Annotated in this window: 18 protein-coding genes; 10 read left to right on the forward strand and 8 right to left on the reverse strand. The window is 44.5% G+C overall.

The window, feature by feature from the left end; all coding sequences use genetic code 11:
- Nucleotides 1-174 precede the first annotated feature (174 nt).
- From pta to CLIN57ABFB40_RS15550, 6 genes are all read left to right on the forward strand, one after another.
- A complete protein-coding gene (gene pta, locus CLIN57ABFB40_RS15525; protein ID WP_175630921.1) occupies nucleotides 175-1,194 on the forward strand; it encodes a phosphate acetyltransferase in 1,020 nt (339 codons plus the stop codon).
- 41 nt (nucleotides 1,195-1,235) lie between these two features.
- Complete coding sequence (locus CLIN57ABFB40_RS15530) at nucleotides 1,236-2,435, forward strand: acetate kinase (RefSeq protein ID WP_175630922.1); 1,200 nt, start codon at nucleotides 1,236-1,238, stop codon at nucleotides 2,433-2,435.
- A 138-nt stretch (nucleotides 2,436-2,573) separates the two neighbouring features.
- A complete protein-coding gene (locus tag CLIN57ABFB40_RS15535) occupies nucleotides 2,574-3,563 on the forward strand; it encodes a glycosyltransferase (RefSeq protein WP_175630923.1) in 990 nt (329 codons plus the stop codon).
- A gap of 273 nt (nucleotides 3,564-3,836) precedes the next feature.
- Nucleotides 3,837-4,532 (forward strand): RadC family protein, encoded by a 696-nt coding sequence (gene radC / locus CLIN57ABFB40_RS15540; RefSeq protein WP_175630924.1) that lies wholly within the window; start codon nucleotides 3,837-3,839, stop codon nucleotides 4,530-4,532.
- Nucleotides 4,533-4,641: 109 nt separating this feature from the next.
- Nucleotides 4,642-4,953: a metal-sulfur cluster assembly factor gene (locus CLIN57ABFB40_RS15545; protein ID WP_022139307.1), complete on the forward strand. Its 312-nt coding sequence runs from the start codon at nucleotides 4,642-4,644 to the stop codon at nucleotides 4,951-4,953.
- A 45-nt stretch (nucleotides 4,954-4,998) separates the two neighbouring features.
- Nucleotides 4,999-5,763, forward strand: a complete 765-nt coding sequence (locus CLIN57ABFB40_RS15550; protein ID WP_148332246.1) for a UDP-2,3-diacylglucosamine diphosphatase — start codon at nucleotides 4,999-5,001, stop codon at nucleotides 5,761-5,763.
- A gap of 142 nt (nucleotides 5,764-5,905) precedes the next feature.
- Here the strand turns inward: CLIN57ABFB40_RS15550 and susG are convergent, their stop codons facing one another.
- From susG to CLIN57ABFB40_RS15585, 7 genes are all read right to left on the reverse strand, one after another.
- Entirely contained in the window at nucleotides 5,906-7,984 is a 2,079-nt protein-coding gene (gene susG, locus CLIN57ABFB40_RS15555; RefSeq protein ID WP_175630925.1) for an alpha-amylase SusG, read from the reverse strand.
- A 109-nt stretch (nucleotides 7,985-8,093) separates the two neighbouring features.
- Nucleotides 8,094-9,551, reverse strand: coding sequence for a DUF5115 domain-containing protein (locus tag CLIN57ABFB40_RS15560; protein ID WP_175630926.1), 1,458 nt, complete (start codon nucleotides 9,549-9,551; stop codon nucleotides 8,094-8,096).
- A gap of 27 nt (nucleotides 9,552-9,578) precedes the next feature.
- Nucleotides 9,579-10,742 (reverse strand): SusF/SusE family outer membrane protein, encoded by a 1,164-nt coding sequence (locus tag CLIN57ABFB40_RS15565; RefSeq protein WP_175630927.1) that lies wholly within the window; start codon nucleotides 10,740-10,742, stop codon nucleotides 9,579-9,581.
- A 35-nt stretch (nucleotides 10,743-10,777) separates the two neighbouring features.
- Entirely contained in the window at nucleotides 10,778-12,430 is a 1,653-nt protein-coding gene (gene susD, locus CLIN57ABFB40_RS15570; RefSeq protein ID WP_175630928.1) for a starch-binding outer membrane lipoprotein SusD, read from the reverse strand.
- A 21-nt stretch (nucleotides 12,431-12,451) separates the two neighbouring features.
- Entirely contained in the window at nucleotides 12,452-15,463 is a 3,012-nt protein-coding gene (locus CLIN57ABFB40_RS15575; RefSeq protein ID WP_175630929.1) for a SusC/RagA family TonB-linked outer membrane protein, read from the reverse strand.
- Between the two features lie 87 nt (nucleotides 15,464-15,550).
- Complete coding sequence (locus CLIN57ABFB40_RS15580) at nucleotides 15,551-17,761, reverse strand: glycoside hydrolase family 97 protein (protein ID WP_175630930.1); 2,211 nt, start codon at nucleotides 17,759-17,761, stop codon at nucleotides 15,551-15,553.
- A gap of 198 nt (nucleotides 17,762-17,959) precedes the next feature.
- A complete protein-coding gene (locus tag CLIN57ABFB40_RS15585; RefSeq protein WP_175630931.1) occupies nucleotides 17,960-19,813 on the reverse strand; it encodes a glycoside hydrolase family 13 protein in 1,854 nt (617 codons plus the stop codon).
- Nucleotides 19,814-20,056: 243 nt separating this feature from the next.
- Between CLIN57ABFB40_RS15585 and CLIN57ABFB40_RS15590 the strand changes: the two genes are divergently transcribed.
- Complete coding sequence (locus CLIN57ABFB40_RS15590; protein ID WP_175630932.1) at nucleotides 20,057-21,652, forward strand: DUF6377 domain-containing protein; 1,596 nt, start codon at nucleotides 20,057-20,059, stop codon at nucleotides 21,650-21,652.
- A gap of 75 nt (nucleotides 21,653-21,727) precedes the next feature.
- Nucleotides 21,728-23,128: an alkaline phosphatase gene (locus tag CLIN57ABFB40_RS15595; RefSeq protein ID WP_175630933.1), complete on the forward strand. Its 1,401-nt coding sequence runs from the start codon at nucleotides 21,728-21,730 to the stop codon at nucleotides 23,126-23,128.
- Nucleotides 23,129-23,201: 73 nt separating this feature from the next.
- On the opposite strand, the gene efp is transcribed toward CLIN57ABFB40_RS15595, so the two are convergent.
- Nucleotides 23,202-23,768 carry an elongation factor P gene (gene efp / locus CLIN57ABFB40_RS15600; RefSeq protein WP_008766998.1) on the reverse strand — a complete coding sequence of 189 codons (567 nt, stop codon included), beginning with the start codon at nucleotides 23,766-23,768 and terminating at the stop codon, nucleotides 23,202-23,204.
- Nucleotides 23,769-23,960: 192 nt separating this feature from the next.
- Here efp and rpmH point away from each other — a divergent pair, with 192 nt between their 5' ends.
- Nucleotides 23,961-24,122, forward strand: a complete 162-nt coding sequence (gene rpmH, locus CLIN57ABFB40_RS15605) for a 50S ribosomal protein L34 (RefSeq protein WP_005678985.1) — start codon at nucleotides 23,961-23,963, stop codon at nucleotides 24,120-24,122.
- A gap of 367 nt (nucleotides 24,123-24,489) precedes the next feature.
- Nucleotides 24,490-25,140 (forward strand): PASTA domain-containing protein, encoded by a 651-nt coding sequence (locus CLIN57ABFB40_RS15610; protein ID WP_175630934.1) that lies wholly within the window; start codon nucleotides 24,490-24,492, stop codon nucleotides 25,138-25,140.
- Nucleotides 25,141-25,158 lie beyond the last annotated feature (18 nt).

A 25,158-nucleotide genomic window follows, 5' to 3' on the forward strand; every position in this document is an offset into this window, starting at 1 on the left:
TTGAAAACGCTGCAAAGGTATGAAAAATAGGAGTACAGTGTTAAATATTATAATATTTTAGACTTGGGAGTAAAAAACGGACGAAATTGTAATGTGGATATTGCAAAATTGAGTACTTTTGCACCGCAATTAACAAATCGTAAGTAGGTTTTATAATATTATTCAATATATCTTATGCTCAATTTAATCAACCAAATCGTTGAACGCGCGAAAGCAAACCGCCAACGTATTGTTCTTCCCGAAGGAACTGAAGAACGCACATTAAAAGCTGCCAATCAGATTTTGACAGACGAAGTTGCCGACCTTATTTTGTTAGGAAATCCGGCCGAAATTAATGAACTTGCTACAAAATGGGGATTGGGAAACATCGGTAAAGCTACTATCATTGACCCTGAAACTTCTCCGAAGCACGAAGAGTATGCACAGTTGCTATGTGAACTTCGCAAGAAGAAAGGAATGACTATCGAAGAAGCCCGCAAACTTACTAATGATCCTTTATTCTTTGGTTGTTTAATGATGAAGAGTGGTGACGCAGACGGTCAGTTGGCGGGTGCCCGTAACACTACCGGCAATGTATTGCGTCCTGCTTTGCAGATTATCAAGACGGCTCCGGGCATCACTTGTGTTTCGGGTGCTATGTTGTTGCTGACCCATGCTCCCGAATACGGAAAGAATGGAATTTTGGTAATGGGAGACGTAGCAGTAACACCAGTTCCTGATGCTAACCAATTGGCTCAGATTGCTGTTTGTACGGCTCAGACTGCAAAGGCTGTGGCCGGAATCGAGAATCCGAAAGTAGCTATGTTGAGTTTCTCAACGAAAGGTTCTGCCAAGCACGAAGTAGTAGACAAAGTGGTAGAAGCAACTAAGATTGCCAAGGAAATGGCTCCGACTCTTGATTTGGACGGTGAAATGCAGGCAGATGCCGCCCTTGTTCCTGAAGTGGGTGCAAGTAAAGCTCCGAATTCTCCTGTAGCCGGACAGGCAAACGTACTGATTGTTCCGAGTCTGGAGGTTGGTAACATCTCTTATAAATTAGTTCAACGCTTGGGACACGCTGACGCTATCGGTCCGATTCTTCAAGGTATCGCTTGTCCGGTAAATGACTTGTCTCGCGGTTGCTCTATCGAAGATGTATATCGCATGATTGCTATCACAGCCAATCAGGCTATTGCTGCAAAAGCAAACAAATAAGTATCAGCTATAAAAGTTTCAAGTATTAAATCGAAAACGATATGAAAATTCTTGTATTGAACTGCGGAAGTTCATCTATTAAATATAAATTGTTCGATATGACCACTAAAGAGGTTATTGCTCAAGGTGGTATCGAAAAAATCGGTCTGAAGGGTTCATTCCTGAAACTGACTTTGCCGAATGGCGAGAAGAAAATTCTGGAAAAAGACATTCCTGAACATACGGTAGGTGTGGAATTTATCCTGAATACATTGATTAGCCCTGAATATGGCGCTATCAAGTCTTTGGACGAAATCAATGCGGTAGGTCATCGTATGGTACATGGCGGTGAACGTTTCAGCGAGTCTGTATTGTTGAGCAAGGAAGTATTGGAAGCTTTTGCTGCTTGTAATGACCTGGCTCCGCTTCACAACCCTGCCAATCTGAAAGGTGTGAATGCTGTTTCTGCTATTCTTCCTAACATTCCGCAGGTAGGTGTATTTGATACGGCTTTCCATCAGACAATGCCGGATTACGCCTATATGTACGCTATTCCTTACGAATTGTACGAGAAATATGGTGTACGCCGTTACGGTTTCCACGGAACTTCTCATCGTTATGTTTCGAAACGTGTATGCGAATTTTTGGGTGTAAATCCTGAAGGAAAGAAAATCATCACTTGCCACATCGGTAATGGTGGCTCTATCGCTGCTATCAAAGACGGCAAGTGTATGGACACTACTATGGGATTGACTCCGTTGGAAGGTTTGATGATGGGTACTCGTAGCGGTGACATTGATGCCGGTGCAGTAACATTCATCATGGAGAAAGAAGGTTTGAATACGACTGGTGTTTCCAACTTGCTGAATAAGAAGAGCGGTGTACTGGGTATTTCCGGTGTTTCAAGCGACATGCGCGAATTGTTGGCTGCTTGTGCTGCCGGCAATGAGAAAGCTATCTTGGCTGAGAAGATGTACTACTATCGTATCAAGAAATATATCGGTGCTTATGCTGCCGCATTAGGTGGTGTGGATATCATCTTGTTTACAGGTGGTGTTGGTGAGAACCAAATGGAATGTCGTCGTGAAGTTTGTAAGGATATGGAATACATGGGCATCGAACTTGATAACGACATAAATGCTAAGGTTCGTGGTGAAGAAGCTATCATTTCTACTCCTGCTTCTAAAGTGAAAGTAGTAGTGATTCCGACAGACGAAGAGTTGTTGATTGCTTCGGATACGATGGACATTTTGAACAAGTAATAAATAGGATTTTATATATGAAAAGGCGGCTCTTTAACGGTGTCGCCTTTTTTGATGTATAGAAATTCATCATTCTTTTATAAGTATCATTTTTTTTCCCTTACTTTGCATATCTAACAGTTACATTCCATTTTTGATATGCGTTACTCCGTCATAATCCCCGTTTACAATCGTCCCGACGAAGTGGACGAGTTATTGCAAAGTCTCACTGTGCAGCACTTTAAAGATTTTGAAGTCGTTGTAGTGGAAGATGGTTCTTCCATTCCCTGTAAAGAAGTAACAGACCGATATACAGACCGGCTGGATATCAAGTACTTTGCTAAACCCAATTCAGGACCGGGACAGACCCGTAATTATGGAGCCGAACGCAGTGAAGGGGAATATCTTATTATACTCGATTCTGATGTGATTCTGCCCGAAGGATATTTCGATGCGGTAGAGAAAGAACTACTCTCATCTCCTGCCGATGCTTTCGGTGGTCCCGACCGCGCGCACGATTCTTTTACGGATATTCAGAAAGCGATTAACTATTCCATGACCTCTTTCTTCACGACGGGCGGTATCCGTGGCGGGAAAAAGAAAATGGATAAATTCTATCCCCGTAGCTTTAATATGGGAGTGCGTCGCAAAGTGTACGAAGCTTTGGGAGGATTTTCCAAGATGCGTTTTGGCGAAGACATTGATTTCAGTATCCGTATTTTCAAAGGCGGGTATACCTGTCGTCTTTTCCCTGACGCATGGGTATATCACAAACGGCGGACTGATTTGAAGAAATTCTTCAAACAGGTGCACAACTCCGGCATTGCCCGTATCAATCTCTACAAGAAATACCCAGATTCGCTGAAACTGGTACATCTGCTTCCGGCAGTCTTTACGTTAGGAGTAGCTGTTTTGTTATTGGGAACACCGTTTTGCATGTTTAGTTTCACCCCCGTTTTTCTTTATGCATTACTGGTCTGTATAGACTCGACGATTCAAAATAAGAGTTTGAGTATTGGCATCTATTCCATTGCTGCCGCATTTATTCAGCTTATCGGCTACGGTACAGGTTTTTGGCGTGCATGGTGGCAACGTTGCGTCAGAGGAAAGGATGAGTTTGAAGCATTTCGAAAGAATTTCTATAAGTAAACTCATATGCTTATGAATTGTGGCTTTACTGTTATAAACTAAAATAACTATATAGTTATAAATTAAATATTTAGAGTTTCCTGTTGTGCCATTATATGGAAACTTCCGTATCTCTACGAGGGAACAACCGTTTCCCTACAGGGATACGGGCGTTTCTCTACGAGGACACTGTCGTTTCCTTATAGGGAAACGAACCTGCCATTTCATTTTCTTTTCCATACCTTCTATCATTAAATAAAATAATCCTACCTTTACACTTTCAAAACATAGAAAATGGAAAATAAACACAAGTTATCCATCAACCAATGGGCACTGGAAGACCGTCCACGGGAGAAAATGATGGAGAAGGGAGCAGCAGCATTAAGCGATGCCGAACTACTCGCTATATTAATAGGCTCCGGAAATACGGAAGAAAGTGCTGTTGAACTGATGCGGCGCTTACTTCTGTCTTGTGATAACAATCTCAATTCTTTGGCGAAATGGGCAGTCTGCGACTATTCCCGTTTTAAAGGAATGGGACCTGCGAAGAGCATTACGGTGATGGCCGCTTTGGAACTGGGAAAGCGGAGAAAGTTGCAAAATACTAAAGAAAGGCTCCGGATTACTTGCTCAAAAGATATCTACGACATTTTCCAACCTCTTATGTGCGACCTTGAGCAGGAGGAATTCTGGGTTTTATTGCTTAATCAGGCTACGAAACTGATAGACAAAGTCCGTATAAGTACCGGCGGAATAGATGGGACATATGCAGATGTACGTACAATTCTTCGGGAAGCACTTTTGCAGCGGGCTACACAGATAGCTGTAGTTCACAATCATCCCTCGGGGAATATTCGTCCCAGTCAACCGGATAAAACATTGACGGAACATATCCGCAAGGCTGCCGATACGATGAATATTCATCTGATAGACCATGTCATTGTTTGTGAAGACGGATTCTTCAGTTTTGCGGACGAGGGGTTACTGTGATCTTCAGTGAATGTGAAAAGAGGAATTGATCGGGATACGCATTCTGTGCCTATTTTTTTGTCTTTCGTATTTTATCTCTATCTTTGCGATACATAACAAATAAGAACGTATGGAAAAGTTTGAAATAGAAGAGAAGATTGTAGCTATGCTAAAGACGGTGTACGACCCGGAGATTCCGGTAAACGTATATGACCTCGGACTGATTTATAAGATTGATGTCTCCGATAATGGGGAAGTGGTGCTTGACATGACTCTGACAGCACCGAATTGTCCGGCTGCTGATTTTATCATGGAAGATATTCGTCAGAAAGTGGAATCAGTGGAAGGAGTGAACTCGGCTACCATTAACCTGGTGTTTGAACCGGAATGGGATAAGGATATGATGAGTGAAGAAGCGAAACTTGAACTCGGATTCCTGTAAATTCATAGCCAAAATATAAAACAGATAATTCTAAACTCAAAACTCATGAAGAACGTTTATTTCCTTTCCGATGCGCATCTTGGTTCACGTGCCATAGAACATGGACGTACGCAGGAACGGCGCTTGGTGAACTTCCTCGATAGTATCAAGCATAAAGCTTCTGCCGTTTACCTGTTGGGAGATATGTTCGATTTCTGGTATGAATTTCGGTTAGTAGTTCCCAAAGGATACACCCGCTTTTTAGGAAAGCTCTCCGAACTGACGGATATGGGAGTGGAGGTACATTTCTTTACTGGCAACCATGATATCTGGTGTGGGGATTATCTTTCTAAAGAATGCGGAGTGATTATCCATCGTGAGCCGTTGACTACCGAAATATACGGAAAAGAGTTTTATTTGGCTCATGGTGACGGACTGGGTGACCCGGACAAGAAGTTTAAATTGCTGCGCTGGATGTTTCATAGTACAACACTTCAGACACTGTTTTCCGCCATCCATCCCCGTTGGAGTGTGGAGCTAGGCTTGACGTGGGCAAAACATAGTCGCGAAAAGCGGGTGGACGGCAAAGAACCGGATTACATGGGGGAGAATAATGAACACTTGGTGCTTTATACAAAAGAATATCTGAAGAGTCATCCTAATATCAATTTCTTCATCTATGGACATCGTCACATTGAACTGGATTTAATGTTGAGCGTTACTTCCCGCGTGCTGATTCTTGGAGACTGGATTAACTATTTCTCCTATGCGGTATTCGATGGGGAGAATCTATTTCTGGAAGAGTATATAGAAGGAGAAACGCAAGTTTGATTCTTATCCATTAAAAGGCGGAAATTCCGCTTGATATAAGGTTGCTTCAAGACGGATAGAAACCGTAGAAAGTCAAGACCACGTCTTCAGATTCATGCTATTTTTTAGATGACGGATGTATGAAGACGTGGTCTTGATGTATTTAGTTGATCAGTTTGAATACTACAGAGGCATATCCTCCCAGTCTCAGGGTGTAACTGTCGCTGTCTGTATTTTGTTGCGCCTCGCCATTCACAAACAATACTTTCTCAATCTTGTCTGTCAGTGGAAGTTGCATGGCCGTTCCGCCGAAATTATGGATGACAAGCAGTTTCTCGTTGTCCTTGGTCATATACCAGGCGGCAATCGGCTTATAGTTTTTCTCTTGCGATTCGTTGTAGACGGAATGTTTGGTCATACTTCCTTCTGCCAGTGCCGGATAGGTGTTGCGCAATCGGGTGAGGGAGAGGTATATGTTCAGAAGTGAATGAGTGTCAGCTTGTTGCTCCGCTACCGTTTTCACGTTTTTCGAAACGGTGGCATCCGTCTTGTCTGTGTAGTTGGTAGTGTAGCTATCTCCCCATAGCATCGGGCTGCGTACGTATTCGTCTCCGTTATCCTTTGTTCCGTAAAGTCCTAGTTCTTCACCGTAATAGATGTAGGGATGTCCGGCAGAGGTGAGCAAAACGGCGGCTGCCAGTTTGCATTTGTCAGCGGATTTGCCCAACTTGGATGATGTACGGTCTTCATCGTGGTTGCTCAGTTTCGTGGCTTCGATGTAGTCGTTTCGATAGTTGGCGTATTTCTGTTGGTAAGAAAGGATATCTTTGGCAAAATAACATCCGGTACTATTATTGATTCCCCATTCCAGACGATACCAGAAAGAAAATTCAAAAAGGGCGGGCAGACCTTTATAATAAGGAGCTACTTTATCGTATTCCGACAACACTTCGCCTACCATATAGAAGTCGTCCGTATGTCCTTTTTGTTTGTAATAGGCGTTCATGTCCTCATAAAACATTTTCAGGAAGCGAGGATTCTCTTCGCTGGTCTCACTGTGGTAGATGTGCTTCACGGCATCGAGGCGGAGACCGTCTACACCACGGGCAATCCATCCTTTGGCAGCATCAGCTATTGCCTGATATGTCGGTGATTTTCCTGCCTGGTCTACAGGACCATAGTTAAGGTCGGCAAACCAGTCGGTGCGGAAATGAGAATGGAAATAGGTGAGCTGCTGGCTGTCGAACAGGATGTTGGCAGGGTTGCCGGCGTTGGTCAGTTTGAAATCCTTGTTCAGTGCGAGTTTCTCGGACGAGGAAGAGGCGCCGTATTTTGTTCCGGATGGCCAGGAAGAAGCATTGCTGGTACGGATTAGAAGCCCCCAAGTGGACTCAAAGTCGACGGTGAGTTCATAGATGTTGTTTCCTTTGTCATAAAACTTTTTGCAGATGCCGTCTCCGTAGTATAAGTATTTGGCGTTGTCGATGCCTGTGTCCGGATTATCCTCGTCTGCTTCGGTTCCTGTAGAAACGACAAGGATGGGAGAAGATGCGTTGCTCCAGTCCAGTGTAAATTTCAGCAGTCCTTTCACGGCAGCGGCCTCGTCAGAAACCTGAAACCATTCTGCGGCATTGTATCCGGCTGCCCCTTCTTGGGTGATCATGGCGATTTTGCCTGCTGCGATATCTGTTTTGGGGGCTTCGGAGAATGAATAATAATTGCGATACGGACTTTCGGATGATGAACAGGCTTGGGTAAACCACGGGTGGTCTATGCCGGTGTGGTTCATTACGTAGTCCAGATAAATCTTGATGCCCCGGTTGTGGGCTTCCGTAACCAGGCGGTCGAAGTCGCTTTCTGTGCCGAGTAGCGGATTGACTTTGGTGTAGTCTGTGACGTCATATCCGTGATAAGACATACAGGGGTGGATGGGAGAGAGCCAGAGGGCTTTCACGCCCAGCTGGTTGAGATAGTCCAGCTTTTGGGTGATGCCATTCAGGTCTCCATATCCGTCTCCGTTGCTGTCGGCGAAGGAATAGACCAGTAACTGGTAGGAGATGTCTGCCCGTTTGGTCTCGTCCCATGTGTCGGGAGAGGCGGTAAGTGCGGTCCATTGTCCTTCGACGGGCGGTTCGGGTTCCGGAGCAGGGTCGGTGATATTTTTGTCATCGCTGCAAGCGGTCATGAATGCCATGAGCATTGATAACCACAAAAGAGATAAAAAGTGGAGATGTTTATTCATAATGATGATGTATTAAAGACAATAAGTGTAGTTTCTTAAAAAACAGTGGCCGCCCCGATTTCATTGTATTCGCGACGACCATTCCCTGTTTCTCTGATTTCTTGTAGTATTATTCGATGCGTCCTGTTCCGTTGCCGAAGTTCAGATAAACCCTTTGTCCGGTCTTGCCTTGTACGGTAGCTTGGTCGCCGCCGTTGCCCCGGTAAGCTATTTCTCCGTCGAAGATGATAAACTCAGTTTTCCACCATTCGCCGGCAGAGACGGCTTTCGGATTTACGCAGATTCGTACTGCTCCGTCTTTCAGCAATGCCGGAGAAACGAATTCGCCGTCGGCCGTTTCGGGCGTGGTAAATAAATCCTGTTCTACCAGTTGTGCGTCCCAACCGTTGTATGAGGTTTCGCCCATCAGATACACATTCGGCTTTTCAAATTCTATCGCTTTGTCATCGCCGATAACGGAGACGTATACTAAGTACCAGCCGGCTATACCGACTTTTATGTTGCCGCCCTCGTCCGACAATCCGGCAAGGTCTTTGGATTCCTGTGAGATAGCATCTACAAAACCGAAGTCATTGCCCCAGTTGGCTTGCGGTGCGAATTTCACTTGGTCGTTGGCTGCGAAGTAGAAGATTCCCCAGAAAGTTCCTTTTGCTCCGTTGACCGGAACAAGTGCTTTCCATGCATCCGGGTCGCCTGCTGGCGATCCCCATCCGTATGCACTGCCGGTCATGTAAAGTTCGGTAGGGGCGCTGTTGTCTTTCACCGTAAAGCGGTAGTTGAAGGCATCGAACGAAATTTTGATTTTACCCTCCATGGCAGTGTTGATGGCTCCCGCATTGGTCCAGGTAACGAAATTATCGCCCGAGGTGTCACCGTCGGTAAGACTTCCCAAAGCTTTGTCCCAGTCTATGTTGTTTCCATCGATGGCCGATGCAGGGAAAATCTTGAAGTTGGAACTGCTTTCTATTTCGGCTTCGAGTGTGTACAGGTTTTCGTTGAGGGCGTCTTTCTTCATTGGTTGGGCATCGGTGCCGTTCCAGCCTGTGAAATCGCCTACAATGTAGTAGCCTTCCGGATCGGGGGCAGGAGTTGCGGCAGGCTGCAAGGTGATGCTTACTTCATTGCCCACCAGTTGAATACCTTCGCCGGAAGGAGTTACGGCAGAAGCATTGATAGAGATTCTCAACTCACGTTCCACGTTTGCACGGCTTTTGTAGGCTTCCTGCGTCACACTGTCCAGTTGTGTCAAGGATACTTTAAACACATGGTCTTCTGTCATGGAGAACGGAAGTGTGTGATTTTCGTTTATGATTAAGGAACTGGCAGCGATTTTGCTGCCCTCTTCGGCTGTGGTCGAATTCAACCTGGCAATTTCCACAGAGTCGGTTGTGGCTGCATCCACAACGATATGGGCATCCTTGCCTGCTGTGAAAGTGGCGGTCAACTGTTCCGCAGCCTCTTCTTGGGGATTGGACTGGGGGGCAGCCCAGTCCTTGAAATCTTCGTTGCAGGCAGAAAATCCGATTGCTGCCAGAAACATTCCTGTGTATATTATATGTTTTTTCATGATGAATCGTTTTTGTTAAAGTTGTCATTACTTTTTTTCTCCCGTACCTGCTGTGAAGTTCAGTTCTATCACGTCGCCGGCTGCCCCCTGTATAGCGTAGCCGTCTCCCTTCTCTGTCCAACTGTTGATGAGGTTGAAATCGCGGTAGAAGATTTCACCGTCGTGGAGTGTGAATTCGGTTCTCCACCAGTCGAGGTCGGTTTTGAAGCACATACGTACTTCTCCGCTTGCAGTCATGGCAGGAGATACGAAGTTGCCGTCTTTGGTAGCGGGAACCGCAAACTTCCATTCGTCGGTGAATGCCCACGAATCGCCGGTTGTGCTTCCGAACAAATATACTTCAGCCGGATAGAAGGTGATGGTAAACTGATAGTCATCTCCTTTGGCAACAGCTTTGACATAGAAGAGGTACCATCCGGCATTTTCGACGACGAAGTTGTCGTTGCCGCTGATTCCCGCTCCGGCTTTGTCGGCCACTGTCACGCGGTTGTCGTTAATACCGATATACTCGTTTTCCTTTGTTCCAAACTTGAACTCGGAGTTGGCATCGAAATAAATCATTGAGTAGAACTGTCCGTCCATGCCGTAGACTCCTGCCATCGGTTTCCATACTTTCCAGGCGGCATCCAGCATAGAGCCTACGATGAACATGGTTTTGGGAGGTGCCAACGAACCGGTGCTTTTGGAAATCAAAACATTGGGCAATCCGATGACATTGGATACGCATTCGCCTTTGTTGCTGCCGCTGATGTTGGCTTTCAGTCGTATATATACGGCTATCGGTTGGGCAGGCAGTTCGGCCTGCTCTCCGTTCACGGCTGTCCACAAATCGAGAAGTGCATTGTTGAGTTCGGAAGCATTTACATTCATTCTTGCGGTAGAGTGGATGGTTTCCAGTTCCGTATAGTTGGCTTTAGCCTCCTCTGTTGCTTCCGTGAATTCTTGGTCGAAGGAAGCGTGCACTTTGTAGGTTGTAGCTGCCGGAAAACCGTAGTCGGGTTGGCAACAGGTTAGCTCCACGCTTTTGGCATTCTTCAGGTCGTATACGTTGTTGGCCGCATAGGCGGGCGTATTGAGTGTAAATGTATCGGGTTCGTTCAAGACAGGATTGCTGTCAGTATCTGTTTCGCACGCCATGAATAAAGGCAATGCAAACGTGGTTGCCAGTAATATATTGAATGGTTTCTTCATAATGGTGTTCTTTTATATAATTGATGAACTACTGGTTAATAATTGGGGTTTTGTGACATATTCGGGTTGTTGTTCAAGTCTGATACCGGAATCGGGAACACGTTGTAGTGCGAAGAAACAGGTGTTCCGTTTATTGCTCCCCCTTTCCAGTCCCAAACGTATTTGTTTGTTGTGAACATACCGAAGCGAATGAGGTCGGAACGACGGCGGCCTTCCAAATAAAACTCACGTGCCCATTCGTCGATAAGTTCCTGTTCTGTCACAGTCTGTACCATTCTTGTGCAGTTGGCGCGCGAACGAAGCACATTAATATCACTTTTCGCGTCTTTGCCTTGGCGGAAGAGAGCTTCGGCACGTGTCAGGTAGGCTTCTGCCAGGCGGAACAGCGGGATGTCGGTGTCGGGATATTCGGTGTGGCTTACGGGTTTGCCGTCCGAGCGGTAATTCTGCCATTTGACAATAGACAATCCGTTGGTGAATCCTGTGATGGCATCTGTCTGAAGCGTACGTCTGCCGCCTCCCACGCCTGAATACAGCATGGCACGGTCGTCGCCCGCAGCTTGGATAATGTCTGCCGTTCTGAGTTTGTATTGAGCATCGAAGGCGTCAATTTGTTCGTCCGTATTCAGTCCTGTGGTCGGAATTTCCACATCGTCGGGCAACATAGGTACTTTGGTCAGATCGGGGAAGAATTTCTGCACCATTGCTGCACGGGCAAAGATACACGACCATCCGTTGGTGGTTCCCATGCGGGGCATACCGGCAATGCGCGTACCGCAAATCAAATAAGTAGCGCCTCCGTAGTTGCGTGTTTTCACGCCGTCCTGGCGGATGGGCAGGATGATTTCTTTCATGGCATTTGCGTTCTCATCATTGTCTGCCATGAATAGTTCGGCATAGTTGTCGCACAATTCATATCCTGAACCGATTACTTTGGCGGCATATTCTTCCGCCTTTGCATAATCGGGCTGTCCGGTATATACACCTGCGTTCAGGTATAGTCGTGCACGGAGTAGCCAGTTGGCTGCTTTGTCGGCGCGACCAAAAGGTGCTTGGCGCGGTTCGTACATATTGTTTTCAATCTCATTCAGCTCGTTTTGAATATAGGCATAGAGTTCGGTACCTTTCTTTTCGACAGGCAACTCGTTGTCGAAATGTTCTTTGAACGGTGCTTTTCCAAACAAATCGAGAAAGTACCAGTAGTGCAAGGCACGCAGAAAACGTATTTCCGCGCGTTGGCGTAACGTCTCTTCGTCTGTTTTCCCTTCCGTTTGGTCCAGGAAGAAGTTATACTGCGTGATATTGTATCCCAAGCGAACATATACCCATTCTGTGCGTTGGCTGGAAGAGTTCCAGTTGATGTTTGTAAACTGTGGAATGTCTTGGTTGTCTTGCCATGCCCAAAGACATTCGTCAGAGGGCAGTTCGTTGCAGTTGAAAGTTGTACGGTAAAAACCGGATTCACCCTCATCCTGTCCGTCAAGGTCGGGAGAGCCGGCAATACCCTTTTGGCCGGTTACTCCCAGCATGGCATATCCCTTTACAAATACTCCTTGTTGGTCGAAGTTACTATCTGCCTGAGGGTCGATAGGGCTGATATCCAAATCGTTGATGCATGACGTTGCTCCTAAGGAGAGGGTGGCAATCAGTGCAGCAGAAAATAGTTGTTTTATATATTTTGTTTTCATGATGATTTGATTGAATGTAATTTAGAATTGCAGGTTTAAACCTAATAAGAAAGTCATGGCTCTTGGATATGGATTGGCGTCGATGCCACTCTTCACCTCAGGATCGAGCCCTTTGTATTTACTGATGATGAACGGATTCTGTACCGTAGCGTATATACGTCCGTTGATTCCTTTATATGCTTGGCTCTTACACAGATTTTGGAAAGAATAGCCCAATGTGATGTTGTCACAACGGACAAATGAAGCATTGCGTATAAAATAATCGCTCATGTAATATTCGCCTTGTCCGGTGAAACCCAGTGCGATGGCTTCGGCAGTAGTGTTGCTGTAAGCATTGTTTTGATACAATCCCGAAGTACTTATGTTGGCTTTGTTGCTCAGGAAATCATAATATACATAGTTGTTGAGGCTGGCGCGCAAGGAGAAACTGAAATCGAAGTTTTTGTACAACATTTTAGAGGTCAGTCCCATCAGTACGTCGGCGGCCGGTTTCTTGTAGATATACTTATCCGAGCTGTTTATGATGCCGTCTCCGTTGCGGTCTACAAACATATTCTCAATAGGTTTGCCGTTTTCGTCGTATACCTGTTGGTAGACATAGAAAGAGCTGGCAGCATATCCTACTTTATGCACTTGCACTTTGTTATTGTTTCCTTTGGAAATCTTGTCTCCTGTTTCTACGTAATAGTCGCTGTCGTCGCCTCCTGTCAGTTTGGTGATTTCATTGTGGTTCCATGTCACGTTATAACTCAAATCCCAGGTAAAGTCTTTGGTTACGATGGGTTTGGCGTTGACCGAGAATTCCATACCGTAGTTTTCCAAAGAACCGATGTTCTGTGTCATTTGGGCGTTGAAGTTGGTGCCTACAGGAATCTTTACGCTATTCAGCAAATCGTTTGTTTGGCGGAAGTAACCGTCGATGGCACCAGTAATTCTTCCATTCAGGAATCCTACATCCAAGCCGGCGTTCCATGTCGTGGTCTTTTCCCATTTCAAATCTTTGTTGAAGGCCTTCGGGCGTGAAGTGGAATGGTAGATGTCGCCAAACGGATATTGGGCATATTCGTTATTGGTGATATACAAGGGCAGGTAGGCAAAGTCTTCGCCGATATTCTGCTGTCCGGTGATACCCCATCCTAAACGCAGCTTCAAATCGGAAAGGACATTTACGTCTCTCAAAAATTTCTCTTCCTTTATTTTCCATCCCAATGCCAATGACGGGAATGTTCCCCAGCGGTTGTTTTCTGAAAAACGTGACGAACCATCCCAGCGCATGGTGAATGTGAATAAATAACGGTTCAACAGTGAGTAGTTCAGACGTCCGAAGTAAGAAACCAATGTGTTTCTGGTGGCGTAAGCGGTTTGGCTGCGCAGGCTTGCATCATGTGCTTCCTGAGTATATGGGTCCCAACCTTGTCCTTCATCAAATCCGTTGCGGTGGAAATGCTGTTCTTCGCCACCGACCATCAGGTCGAAATCGTTTGCACCCACTGATTTGAAATATTGTGCGTATATGTTGTAAGAGAGGTTGTATTTATATTGAGTGGCAGCCCCGTTCCATCCATAATAATTGTTGGAATACGAGTAGGGAGATACATTGGTGGCTTGAGTACCTTCTGCATATTCACCACCTATGCTTGCATGAATATGAAGGTCGGGCAGGAAATGGAATTTGTAGTCTACATCCACGTTTCCTACGAAATCGTTGCTGTTGCTCTTGTCGTTCTTAAGGTTCAGAGCAGCCAGTGGATTCTGAGGAGAGTTCGGGTTTACTGTATATTTCCAGTCCGGGTCGCTAAAGTTGCTTGCCGAATTGGTGTTTTGCCAATAGCCGTCTGTAAACCGATAAGGCTCGTCGGTAGAGTAAACCGGGCGGGTAGGGTCGATGGCCAATGCTCCTCCGATGGCAGCACCGGTGTCGGCATAGCGGTTCTTTCCGTTCATGTATTTGGCGTTGATATTGAACTTCAGATGATCGTTGAAGAAAGAAGGTGCCAAGTTTACGGAAGCCGTAAAGCGTTGGAAGTTGGACGTTTTCACGATACCGTTGTCGTTGGTGTAACCTAAGGACACGCGGTAAGGCAGGTTCTTGAATCCTCCGTTGATAGAGACATGATGGTCGGTGCTGACTGCTGTGCGGAATATTTCATCCTGCCAGTCTGTGCTGTCGGTTCCTAAAGCTGCCGGCAGTTTCTCGCCCCATAATTGAGTAGCATAAGCACGGTACTCGTCACCGCTCAGTACATCATATCGCTTTTGAGTCTTGGAGAAAGATACGGAACCGTTATAGTTTACGCTGGGTGCCTGTCCGTTCTTTCCTTTCTTGGTGGTGATGATGATAACACCGTTGGAAGCACGCGAACCGTAGATGGCAGTTGCAGAGGCATCTTTCAATACGGTAAGTGTTTCGATATCTGCCGGATTGACCATTGACAAACCGTTTGCCATTCCCTTGATACCTTCATTGTCGATAGCCAAACCGTCAATAACAATCAACGGATCGTTGCTCGCATTCAATGAAGAACCGCCGCGGATGCGTATTTGCGCGCCGCCGCCCGGCGTACCGTCGTTAGAGATTACGCTGACACCGGCAATTTTACCCGATAACATGTCCTGGGCATTGGTGGTGATACCTTTACTTAGTTCATCGGGCTTGATAGCCATAACCGAGCCGGTCATATCGTTTTTTTTCACTTGACCGTAGCCGATGACAACCACATCGTTCAGCAATTGGCTGTCATCTTGCAATGTCACAATGACGGAGGCAGCTGCTTTCACCTCCGCAGTTTGGTAACCGACGAATGAGACGGAAAGAATGGCGTCTTTCGGCGCATTCAGTATAAAGTTACCGTCGAAATCGGTTATTGTTCCGTTGGTTGTACCTTTCACCAATACATTGGCACCAATGACAGGTTCGCCCGTTGTGTCTTTCACGTGCCCTTTGACAGCTATCTGCTGTGCAAACGCTCCAATGGAAAGGAAGAGTCCTATCAATAATACGAGCAGGGCTTTTAGTCTTAAGTTCTTTTTCATGTCCCTAATTTAAAGTTATTTTATCAAAATCAAATATATCTCTCTAAAAAATACCTACTGAAAACTATATTCTCCCAATCTTATTCCCTAAAATTTCTTTAGTCCTTTTACTTCCGCTTTATCCTTTACCTCCTTGATGCTGATAGCATAACCGCCACCGTTGGCAGCGCGCAAGTTCAGTTTGCTCTTGCTTGTCAGGATACCTTTGGTAATGGTATACGCTTGTGGGTTTTCTTTCCAGTCAGCATCTTTAGCATCCGCATAAACAGTGGCAATGTATTGTTTTCCCGGTGTGAGGAAGTCAAACGTCAGTTTGGAGGTATGGCCCTTTTCGCCGGCTGTGCAGCCTACATACCAGTCGTTCGTACCTTTAGCTTTACGGGCGATAGTGATATATTCTCCTGGTTCTGCTTCCAGATAGTTTGTTTCGTCCCAGTCGATTGCCACGTCTTTGATAAATTGGAAAGCATCCATGAAACGTTCGTAGTTTTCAGGAATATCGGCTGCCATTTGCAGCGGGCTGTACATGGTCACGTACAAGGCTAACTGGCGGGCGATGGTAGAACGTACCTGTGAATTGTTTGCAGGATTCATCTTGTTGCAATGAGTTTCGAAGATACCCGGAGTGTAATCCATCGGGCCGCCGACCAAACGGGTGAAAGGAAGTATAGTCGTGTGATATACTTTATTTCCACCGAATGACTCGTATTCGGTTCCGCGTGCGGATTCGTTGCCGATTAAGTTAGGATATGTGCGGCAGATACCTGTCGGGCGGGTTGCTTCGTGAGCATTTACCATGATTTTGTAGTCGGCTGCTTTCGTCACTGCATACAGGTAGTGATTGTTCATCCATTGTCCGTAGTGGTGTTCGCCGCGCGGAATGATATTGCCTACATAACCGCTCTTTACAGAATTGTAACCGTTGTCTACCATAAACTGGTAAGCTTTGTCTATATGGCGTTCGTAGTTGCGGACAGATGCGGAAGTTTCGTGGTGCATCATCATCTTGATACCTTTGCTTGCTGCGTAACGATGTACTTCTTTTACATCGAAATCCGGATACGGAGTAACGAAGTCGAATACATAGTCCTTGCTATTGCCGAACCAGTCTTCCCAACCTTCATTCCAGCCTTCTACCAATACAGCGTCGAACCCGTTTGCTGCGGCGAAGTCAATATAGCGTTTCACGTTGGCAGTGTTGGCAGAATGTTTGCCGTTCGGTTTGGTTTGGGGATAATCCGTTTCTCCCAGTTTTACGCTGGTCAGTTCGTCGGTATAAGCCCATGAACCTTTTCCGGTAATCATATCCCACCATACGCCGATATATTTCACAGGCTTCACCCATGAAGCGGCATCTGCGATTTTGCAAGGCTCGTTCAGGTTCAGAGTGATGCGGGATGCAAGAATATTGCGGGCATCATCGCTGACGATAACGGTACGCCACGGAGTATTACAGGGAGTTTGCAGATAACCTTTGTCTCCTTTAGCATCCGGAGTCAGCCAGGATTCGAATATCATATTCTTGTCGTCCAGATTCAGGTGCATACATGAGTAATCGATGAGAGCAGCTTCGTGAAGATTGATATATAAACCGTCATCTGTTTTCATCATCAGTGCAGTCTGTACGCCTGTCTGTGAGAAAGGAGTCTGAGAAGAGTTCGGAGTAATGGCTTCTTTCATCAAACCTCTGATTTCTGACAGGCGGGAGATAGTATAATCATATTCCTGAGTGTCATAGTCGCCCGGTATCCAGTAAGCGATGTGGTCGCCTGCCATTGCAAACTGGGAATGTTCTTCTTTGATGATGAAGTAGTTCAGAGATTTCTGCTGCGGGAATTCGTAGCGGAATCCTAAACCATCGTTGAACAACCGGAAACGGATAAGGATAGAACGGTCGTTCATGGACTGATACAGCGTGGCTGCCAGTTCGTTATAATGATTGCGGATTTCTTTTTCTTCTCCCCATACCGGTTGCCAAGTTTCGTCGAATGTGGAAATCTTAATGTCTTTCAATTCGAATCCGTTATAAAGATTAGTCTTTGAATCAAGTTTTGTCAGATCCCGGCGGTCTACCCAGTCGAAATCTGTGCGGGTATTATCTTCTTTCTTTAATTCCAGTCCCAGGGTACTTGGTTTGATAACCGTTTTGCCTTTATAAATCAAGTCGTACGTTGGAGCACCTTCTTTGTTAACCTGGAAGGTCATTACCAGATTTCCATCCGGTGAAGTCAGTTTCTGTTGTGCATTCGCTATAAACGAGATACAGAGAAATGCGATAAGCAAAAGATTCTTTTTCATTTTATTTTTATGGTATTAAATTGTGAGCTAACCGATGTTTTTATTCCTTTTGTTTCGGATATTGCAAATGTAGCGACCGTCTGAACTGAGTTTTCCAATTAGAATAAAAATACAAGTTAGTATAAACTTTATTATTTTGATTTATAGCTAAATAACTGCTTGGGAACTTCGGATAAATATAAGTCGTAGTGAACTTCTTTAAAAGGATAAAAGGTATATCCCACGGCTCGGAAGTGTTAAATCCTTTCCTAATTCTACTTTTTTATCTTCCAATACATTGTATGCAGAAGTATCAGGCAGTATTTCCTGGTAAGTATCCAAGCTGATAGTCTGTTCCCGGTCTGTTCCATTCAGGAAAACAACGACCGATTTATCACCTTGTTTTCTTTCATACGCATAGATACCTTTATTCGGTGCGAAGTGTTTCAGTTTTCCCTTGGCTATGACTTCGTTTCCTTTTCTCCATTGGAGCAGTTTCTTCAGATAAGAGAAAGCTTCATTTTGTAGCGGAGTGCGGTTTGCCGCATCGAAGTAGTTATGAGCATCATTCTGCCAGCCGCCCGGGAAGTCACAGCGAAGTGCTCCGTCACCGTTGGCTTTATCGGCAGCCATCAGGATTTCTGTCCCATAATATATTTGTGGAATTCCGCGTGTTGTCAGAAGGAACACTAATGCTTGTTTGTATCGGTTCAGGTTTTTAGTATCCGCTTCCGAACGATAAAAACGGGAAGTGTCGTGATTATCCAGGAAAGTCAATAGATTCATCGGGTCGGCAAAGACGATATCTTGCGACAGGTATTCGTAAAGTCGGCACAGTCCGCCGTTCCAGTCGGTTGTTTCCTCATCGAAAGCTTTGTTCATATGTTCCATCAATGGGAAGTCCATAACAGTGGGCAGATAGGTGTTTTTAGGATAGGTCAGTTTGCTGTCTTTCTGCCAATAAGAGATAAGTACATTGCTGCCTAACCAAGTTTCGCCTACAATATTGAATTTGGGATATTCTTCGTTCACAGCCTTGCACCAATGAGCCATCATGTCAAAGTCTGCATAAGGGTGCGTATCCTGGCGGATTCCGTTAATACCGGCATACTCTATCCACCAGATACTGCTCTGAATCAGATAAGTAGCTACATGGCGATTCCGTTGGTTGAAATCCGGCATAACTTGGCTGAACCAACCGTCAACTGCTATTTTCTTCTCATAATCGGAAGCATACGGGTCTAGTTGGGTAGCGGTCTTAAAACTTGTCTGCACATAGTTGCCTTTGAAGTTGAACCAGTCTTTGGATGGCATATCCTTATATAGATAGTTTTCACTACCGCAGTGGTTGAAAATCATATCCATGACTACTTTCATCCCTTTGGCATGTGCCTGGTCTACAAGGTTCCGGAATTCTTCATTATTCCCAAAGCGGCGGTCTACCTGATAATAATCAGTGATGGCATAACCGTGGTAAGAACCTTCCTTCATGTCATTCTCCTGAATCGGATTCAGCCATATGCTCGTCACACCTAAGTCCGCGATATAATCCAGATGCTTTTCTATCCCTTTGAAATCACCGCCATGGCGGGCGAAGGAGTCGTTACGGTCTACTCTGGCTTCCAACATTCCGGAAATTATATCATTAGAAGAATCACCGTTAGCAAAACGATCTGGCATAATGAGATAAAGCACATCGCTGGAGTTGAACCCTTCTATCTGAGAAGAACCCGGCTTTCTTTCTTTGAGTTCATAAGGAATTACAGTTTGTTTTTTACCTTGTTTCAGAATCATGTTGAATGTCTGCGGGGCTGCTTCCGAGATATTCAGATAGACAATCAGATAATTTGGATTTTCTTGCTTGACAACCTCTTGCAAGGTGATGTCTTCGGAAGAGATACTGACTTCAGCAGACGCTATATGTTCTCCATATAGCAAAACCTGCAACTCCGGATTTTTCATGCCTGCCCACCAAAAAGCAGGGGCTACTTTTTTTATGACAGTTGCGGCATATACCGGGCTGTAACCAAATAGTAGTACAAGTAAGATTACAAATAGAAAATTCTTTTTCATGGTAACATAGATTTTAAATGTTTGCTCGGCGAACCGATGTTGCAAATGTAGGGGGATAGGGGAAAGCATTTGGGGACTAGAATATAAATATAAATACTTGTGATGCTCATTTTATTGACAATGAATACATTGCTTGTGAAAAGACTCTGAGAAAATACAAGTAGGAATTAAAATAATTTTGACCGTCTGTTTCATAATCATTACTATATTCATTATATTTGTGACATCTTTAAAAAGTAACCTATGAGAAATGTAGCCTATATCTTAGCTTTTCTTTTAGTTTGTCCGACTTTACTGTTTGCGACACAGACGGATGATAATGCGGCAGTCCTTAAAATATTGGATAATATTATAAATAAGAAAGAGACTTTTCAGGTTCAGAAAGAGAAAGCTATTGATGCGCTGAAAATGCAGCTCGCTCATTCGGTTGCTCCTGCTGATAAATATCGCTTGTATGGTGCTTTGTTCGATGCTTATCTTCATTATCAGGCAGATTCTGCACTTTATTATATAAACAGGAGACAGCAGCTTCTCCCCCAACTGCCCCGTCCGGAATTGGCAGATGAGATAATAATTGACCGTGCAACAGTATTGGGAGTGATGGGAATGTATATTGAAGCTATGGAAGAACTGGAGAAAATAAATCCGGAGAAGCTGGACAAACAAACATTACTATCCTATTATCAGACTTATCGTGCCTGTTATGGTTGGCTTGCAGACTATACCACTAATAAAGAGGAAAAGAAGAAATATCTGACAAAGACAGATTTATACAGGGACTCCATCATTGGTATAATGCTGCCCGAAATAAACCGTACGATTGTACTGGCTGAGAAATGTATCGTTACAGGTAAGGCTGATACAGCTTTGGTGATGCTCAGCGACGCGTTGAAGGACGCGGTTGACGAACGTCAGAAAGTCTATATCTACTATACGCTGTCTGAAGCATATGGCATGAAAGGCGATACGGAAAAAGAAGTATATTATCTGATATTGACAGCTATTGCCGATTTGGAATCTTCGGTCAGGGAATATGCTTCATTGCAGAAGCTGGCACACTTGATGTATGAACTGGGTGATGTAGACCGCGCTTACAAATATCTGAGCTGTTCGATGGAAGACGCCGTAGCTTGCAATGCCCGCCTGCGTTTTATTGAGGTGACGGAATTCTTTCCTATTATCGACAAGGCTTATAAACTGAAGGAAGAAAAAGAACGTGCGGTTTCACAGGCAATGCTTGTCAGCGTTAGTCTGCTGTCTTTCTTTCTCCTTATTGCCGTTTTCTATTTGTATCGTTGGATGAAGAAACTGTCTGCCATGCGGCGTGACTTAAGCTTGGCGAACAAACAAATGCAGGCAGTAAACAAAGAACTGGAACAGACGGGGAAAATTAAAGAAGTGTATATCGCCCGCTATCTGGATAGATGTGTCAACTATCTGGATAAGTTGGAAACTTACCGTCGTTCATTGGCGAAGCTGGCTATGGCGTCACGTATCGAGGACCTGTTCAAAGCCATCAAGTCCGAGCAGTTCATCCGTGACGAGCGGAATGAATTCTATAATGAGTTTGATAAGTCTTTCCTGAAACTGTTCCCGAACTTTATTACCGCCTTTAATGAACTGCTGGTAGAAGAGGGGCGCATATACCCGAAATCCGACGAACTGCTGACAACGGAACTCCGCATTTTTGCCCTTATTCGCCTGGGAGTGGTAGATAGTAACAAGATAGCCCATTTCCTGGGCTACTCTTTGGCGACTATCTATAATTATCGTAGCCGGATGCGTAACAAGGCTGCCGGTGATAAGGACAGGTTTGAGCAAGATGTGATGAATTTGTAATATGGTATCCGGATAATTTCTTCTTTTTTTTCCTACTTTTGTAGACGACTAATCTAATAATAAACTTACTAAAAAATGAAAAAGTTAATCTACACACTGTTCTTTGTCCTTATCTCCGTTGTTGCAAACGGTCAGGCAAAGTACGTATTCTATTTCATCGGGGATGGGATGGGAGTGAACCAAGTGAATGGTACGGAGATGTATCAAGCCGAACTTCAAAACGGACGTATTGGCGTTGAGCCTTTATTATTCACTCAATTCCCGGTCGCTACCATGGCAACTACTTTCTCTGCGACAAATTCAGTAACCGACTCTGCCGCTGCAGGCACTGCGTTGGCTACGGGGCAGAAAACGTATAATCATGCTATTTCTGTAGGAGAAGATAAGAATGCGATTCAGACAGTAGCCGAAAAAGCGAAGAAAGCCGGCAAGAAAGTAGGTGTCACTACTTCTGTCAGTGTAGACCATGCCACTCCAGCCGCATTTTACGCACACCAACCGGATCGTGGTATGAATTATGAAATAGCCCTTGACTTGCCGAAGGCTAATTTTGACTTCTATGCAGGCGGTGGTTTCCTGAAACCGAATACCTCTTTTGACAAGAAGGAGGCTCCGAGTATTTTCCCTATTTTTGAAGAAGCAGGATATACAGTGGCGCGTGGTTACAATGACTATAAAGCGAAAGCCGGCAAAGCTGACAAAATGATTCTTATCCAGGAAGAAGGAGCAAATCCGTCCTGCCTGCCTTATGCCATTGACCGCAAAGAGGGTGATTTGACATTGGCACAGATTACCGAAAGCGCTATCGACTTTCTGACGAAAGGTAAGAATAAAGGTTTCTTCCTGATGGTAGAAGGTGGAAAGATAGACTGGGCTTGCCATGCTAATGACGTCGCTACTGTATTCAATGAAGTGAAAGATATGGACGATGCTGTTAAGGTAGCTTACGAATTCTATAAGAAGCACCCGAAAGAAACTTTAATTGTTGTCACTGCCGACCATGAAACAGGTGGTATCGTACTTGGTACAGGAAAGTATGCGTTGAACCTGAAAGCATTGCAATATCAGAAACATTCTGCTGACGGACTTTCGCAACGTATCAGCGAATTGAGAAAATCAAAAGGCAATAAAGTGACTTGGGAAGACATGAAAACATTCCTTGGTGAGGAAATGGGCTTCTGGAAACAATTTCCTATCTCTTGGGAGCAGGAAAAGAAATTGCGTGATGAGTTTGAAAAGTCATTCGTGAAGAACAAGGTGGTATTTGCTGAAAGCATGTACTCAAAGAGCGAACCAATGGCTGCATGTGCCAAAGAGGTGATGGATGAAATATCTATGGTCGGCTGGGTAAGCGGCGGACACTCTGCAGGTTTTGTTCCGGTATTCGCTATCGGAGCCGGTTCTCACTTGTTCGGTGAAAAGATAGACAATACTGAAATTCCGAAGAGAATTGCCAAAGCGGCAGGATACAAATAAAAATAGAACCGTATGTATATAAAAATAGCCGGAAGTCCAATGACTCCCGGCTATTTTTATATGTTCTTGTAAATTATGCTTTCACGCGTCCTACGTAAGAACCGTCGCGAGTATCAATTTCGATTGTTTCGCCTTCGCTGATGAACAACGGAACACGAACAGTTGCGCCTGATTCTACAGTGGCAGGTTTCAAAGTGTTAGTAGCTGTATCACCTTTCATTCCCGGTTCTGTATAAGTAACTTTCATTTGAACCTTGATTGGCATATCAGCGTAAAGTACAGTTTCGGTAGAAGCATCGGAAACAACGTCCAATACAGCGCCTTCAAGCAAGAAGTCAACACCGTTGATTAAGTCATGAGCGATTGGGTGTTGGTCAAAAGTTTCCTGGTTCATGAAGATATAATCTTCTCCCTCTTTATATAAGAACTGGTAAGGACGACGTTCTACACGTACATCTTCCAGTTTTTCACCGATGTTGAAACGGCGTTCGAGAACGTATCCACTTACTACATCTTTCAGTTTAGTACGCATGAAAGTATTACCTTTACCTGGTTTTACATGCAGGAATTCAATACAGAAATAGAGCTTTCCGTCCATACGGATACAAGTTCCGTTTTTGATGTCTTGAGCATTAATCATACTGCTATTCTTCTTAATATATTATTGTTATTTAATTGTTTTCGTAGGAATTCGGGTGCAAAAGTAATCTAAATCGGTAAAAAACACAAAAACTTTTGAGCAAAAATGAGTTATCTCTTGGTTAATTTAAAAAAAGTGCCTATTTTTGCAGCCCGATTACGTAGAATAATAACATAAAAACAAGATACAGTAATGAAAAGAACATTTCAACCCTCTAACAGAAAGAGAAAGAACAAACACGGTTTCCGTGAAAGAATGGCATCTGCTAATGGTCGTAGAGTATTAGCTGCCCGCCGTGCAAAAGGCAGAAAGAAACTGACTGTTTCTGATGAGTACAACGGACAAAAGTGGTAATCACTTGCCATCAAGGAAATAAAAAAGGCGGAGAATATGCTCTCCGCCTTTTTTATTTCCTTGATTTCTTGAGAAATAGAATGTTAAAAAGCATGGTTGTTGGCTCTTGTTTTCATTTTTTGTCTTTCTTTGTAGCCGGATATAGAAAAACAGAAGCAAACATACACGATGGAAGAATATGTACGGGACCGAAAAAACCGCATAATCATATAAGGTTGTTGAAATCTATAAGAGTGGGGATTATAGTTGCAGCAATTCTGGCGATGATTAGTGTCCTTGCGTCGTAGTTGAGGATATTTTTCATCGCCTACTTTTTAAAAGTTCAACTATTTTGTAGTATCTTTGGCGCATATTAACAGCAATGCGTATGACTATTAAGGAATTCTTTTCTTTTAAAACAAATAAATTTTTCTGGTTGAATATTATCGCCATGATTGTGGTGGTGATAGTGATGGTATTCGGTGTGTTGAAATGGCTCGATATGCATACACATCATGGTGAGACGGTCATGGTGCCCGATGTGAAAGGCATGACAGTGGAAGAAGCTACAAATATGTTCCGTAATCATGGGCTGGTATGTGTGATTTCCGACACCAAATATGTCAAGGATAAAGCCGCTGGTATCGTTCTTGATTTGAAGCCGGGAGTGGGAGAAAAAGTAAAAGAAGGCCGTACTGTATATCTGACAGTCAATACCCAGGATATTCCTTTGCGTGCCATTCCTGATGTGGCAGATAACAGTTCCCTTCGACAAGCAGAAGCGAAGTTGCAGAGTGCCGGCTTCAAACTGACTGAAGTTCAGTTGATAGATGGTGAGAAAGATTGGGTGTATGGTGTGAAATATCAGGGACGCCAGTTGACGGCAGGGGAAAAAATTCCCGTAGGTTCTGCCCTCACGCTAATGGTAGGAAATGGGGCAGGCGATATGCTGGAAGACGATGCTACTGATACCGGTATGGATACGGAAAAACCTGTGGCATCAGACGCGTCACCTGCTCAGGAAGACAGTTGGTTTTAATTGATAAATAACAGAAAC

The sequence above is a fragment of the Bacteroides acidifaciens genome (assembly GCF_903181435.1).
GTDB lineage: Bacteria > Bacteroidota > Bacteroidia > Bacteroidales > Bacteroidaceae > Bacteroides.

Coding starts and splice junctions, on each gene's coding strand:
- susD (WP_175630928.1), bottom strand. CDS start 12,430: ATGAAAACAAAATATATAAAACAACTATTTTCTGCTGCACTGATTGCC.
- CLIN57ABFB40_RS15590 (WP_175630932.1), top strand. CDS start 20,057: ATGAGAAATGTAGCCTATATCTTAGCTTTTCTTTTAGTTTGTCCGACT.
- CLIN57ABFB40_RS15565 (WP_175630927.1), bottom strand. CDS start 10,742: ATGAAGAAACCATTCAATATATTACTGGCAACCACGTTTGCATTGCCT.
- pta (WP_175630921.1), top strand. CDS start 175: ATGCTCAATTTAATCAACCAAATCGTTGAACGCGCGAAAGCAAACCGC.
- CLIN57ABFB40_RS15585 (WP_175630931.1), bottom strand. CDS start 19,813: ATGAAAAAGAATTTTCTATTTGTAATCTTACTTGTACTACTATTTGGT.
- CLIN57ABFB40_RS15560 (WP_175630926.1), bottom strand. CDS start 9,551: ATGAAAAAACATATAATATACACAGGAATGTTTCTGGCAGCAATCGGA.
- susG (WP_175630925.1), bottom strand. CDS start 7,984: ATGAATAAACATCTCCACTTTTTATCTCTTTTGTGGTTATCAATGCTC.
- CLIN57ABFB40_RS15530 (WP_175630922.1), top strand. CDS start 1,236: ATGAAAATTCTTGTATTGAACTGCGGAAGTTCATCTATTAAATATAAA.
- efp (WP_008766998.1), bottom strand. CDS start 23,768: ATGATTAATGCTCAAGACATCAAAAACGGAACTTGTATCCGTATGGAC.
- radC (WP_175630924.1), top strand. CDS start 3,837: ATGGAAAATAAACACAAGTTATCCATCAACCAATGGGCACTGGAAGAC.
- rpmH (WP_005678985.1), top strand. CDS start 23,961: ATGAAAAGAACATTTCAACCCTCTAACAGAAAGAGAAAGAACAAACAC.
- CLIN57ABFB40_RS15545 (WP_022139307.1), top strand. CDS start 4,642: ATGGAAAAGTTTGAAATAGAAGAGAAGATTGTAGCTATGCTAAAGACG.
- CLIN57ABFB40_RS15535 (WP_175630923.1), top strand. CDS start 2,574: ATGCGTTACTCCGTCATAATCCCCGTTTACAATCGTCCCGACGAAGTG.
- CLIN57ABFB40_RS15580 (WP_175630930.1), bottom strand. CDS start 17,761: ATGAAAAAGAATCTTTTGCTTATCGCATTTCTCTGTATCTCGTTTATA.
- CLIN57ABFB40_RS15575 (WP_175630929.1), bottom strand. CDS start 15,463: ATGAAAAAGAACTTAAGACTAAAAGCCCTGCTCGTATTATTGATAGGA.
- CLIN57ABFB40_RS15595 (WP_175630933.1), top strand. CDS start 21,728: ATGAAAAAGTTAATCTACACACTGTTCTTTGTCCTTATCTCCGTTGTT.
- CLIN57ABFB40_RS15610 (WP_175630934.1), top strand. CDS start 24,490: ATGACTATTAAGGAATTCTTTTCTTTTAAAACAAATAAATTTTTCTGG.
- CLIN57ABFB40_RS15550 (WP_148332246.1), top strand. CDS start 4,999: ATGAAGAACGTTTATTTCCTTTCCGATGCGCATCTTGGTTCACGTGCC.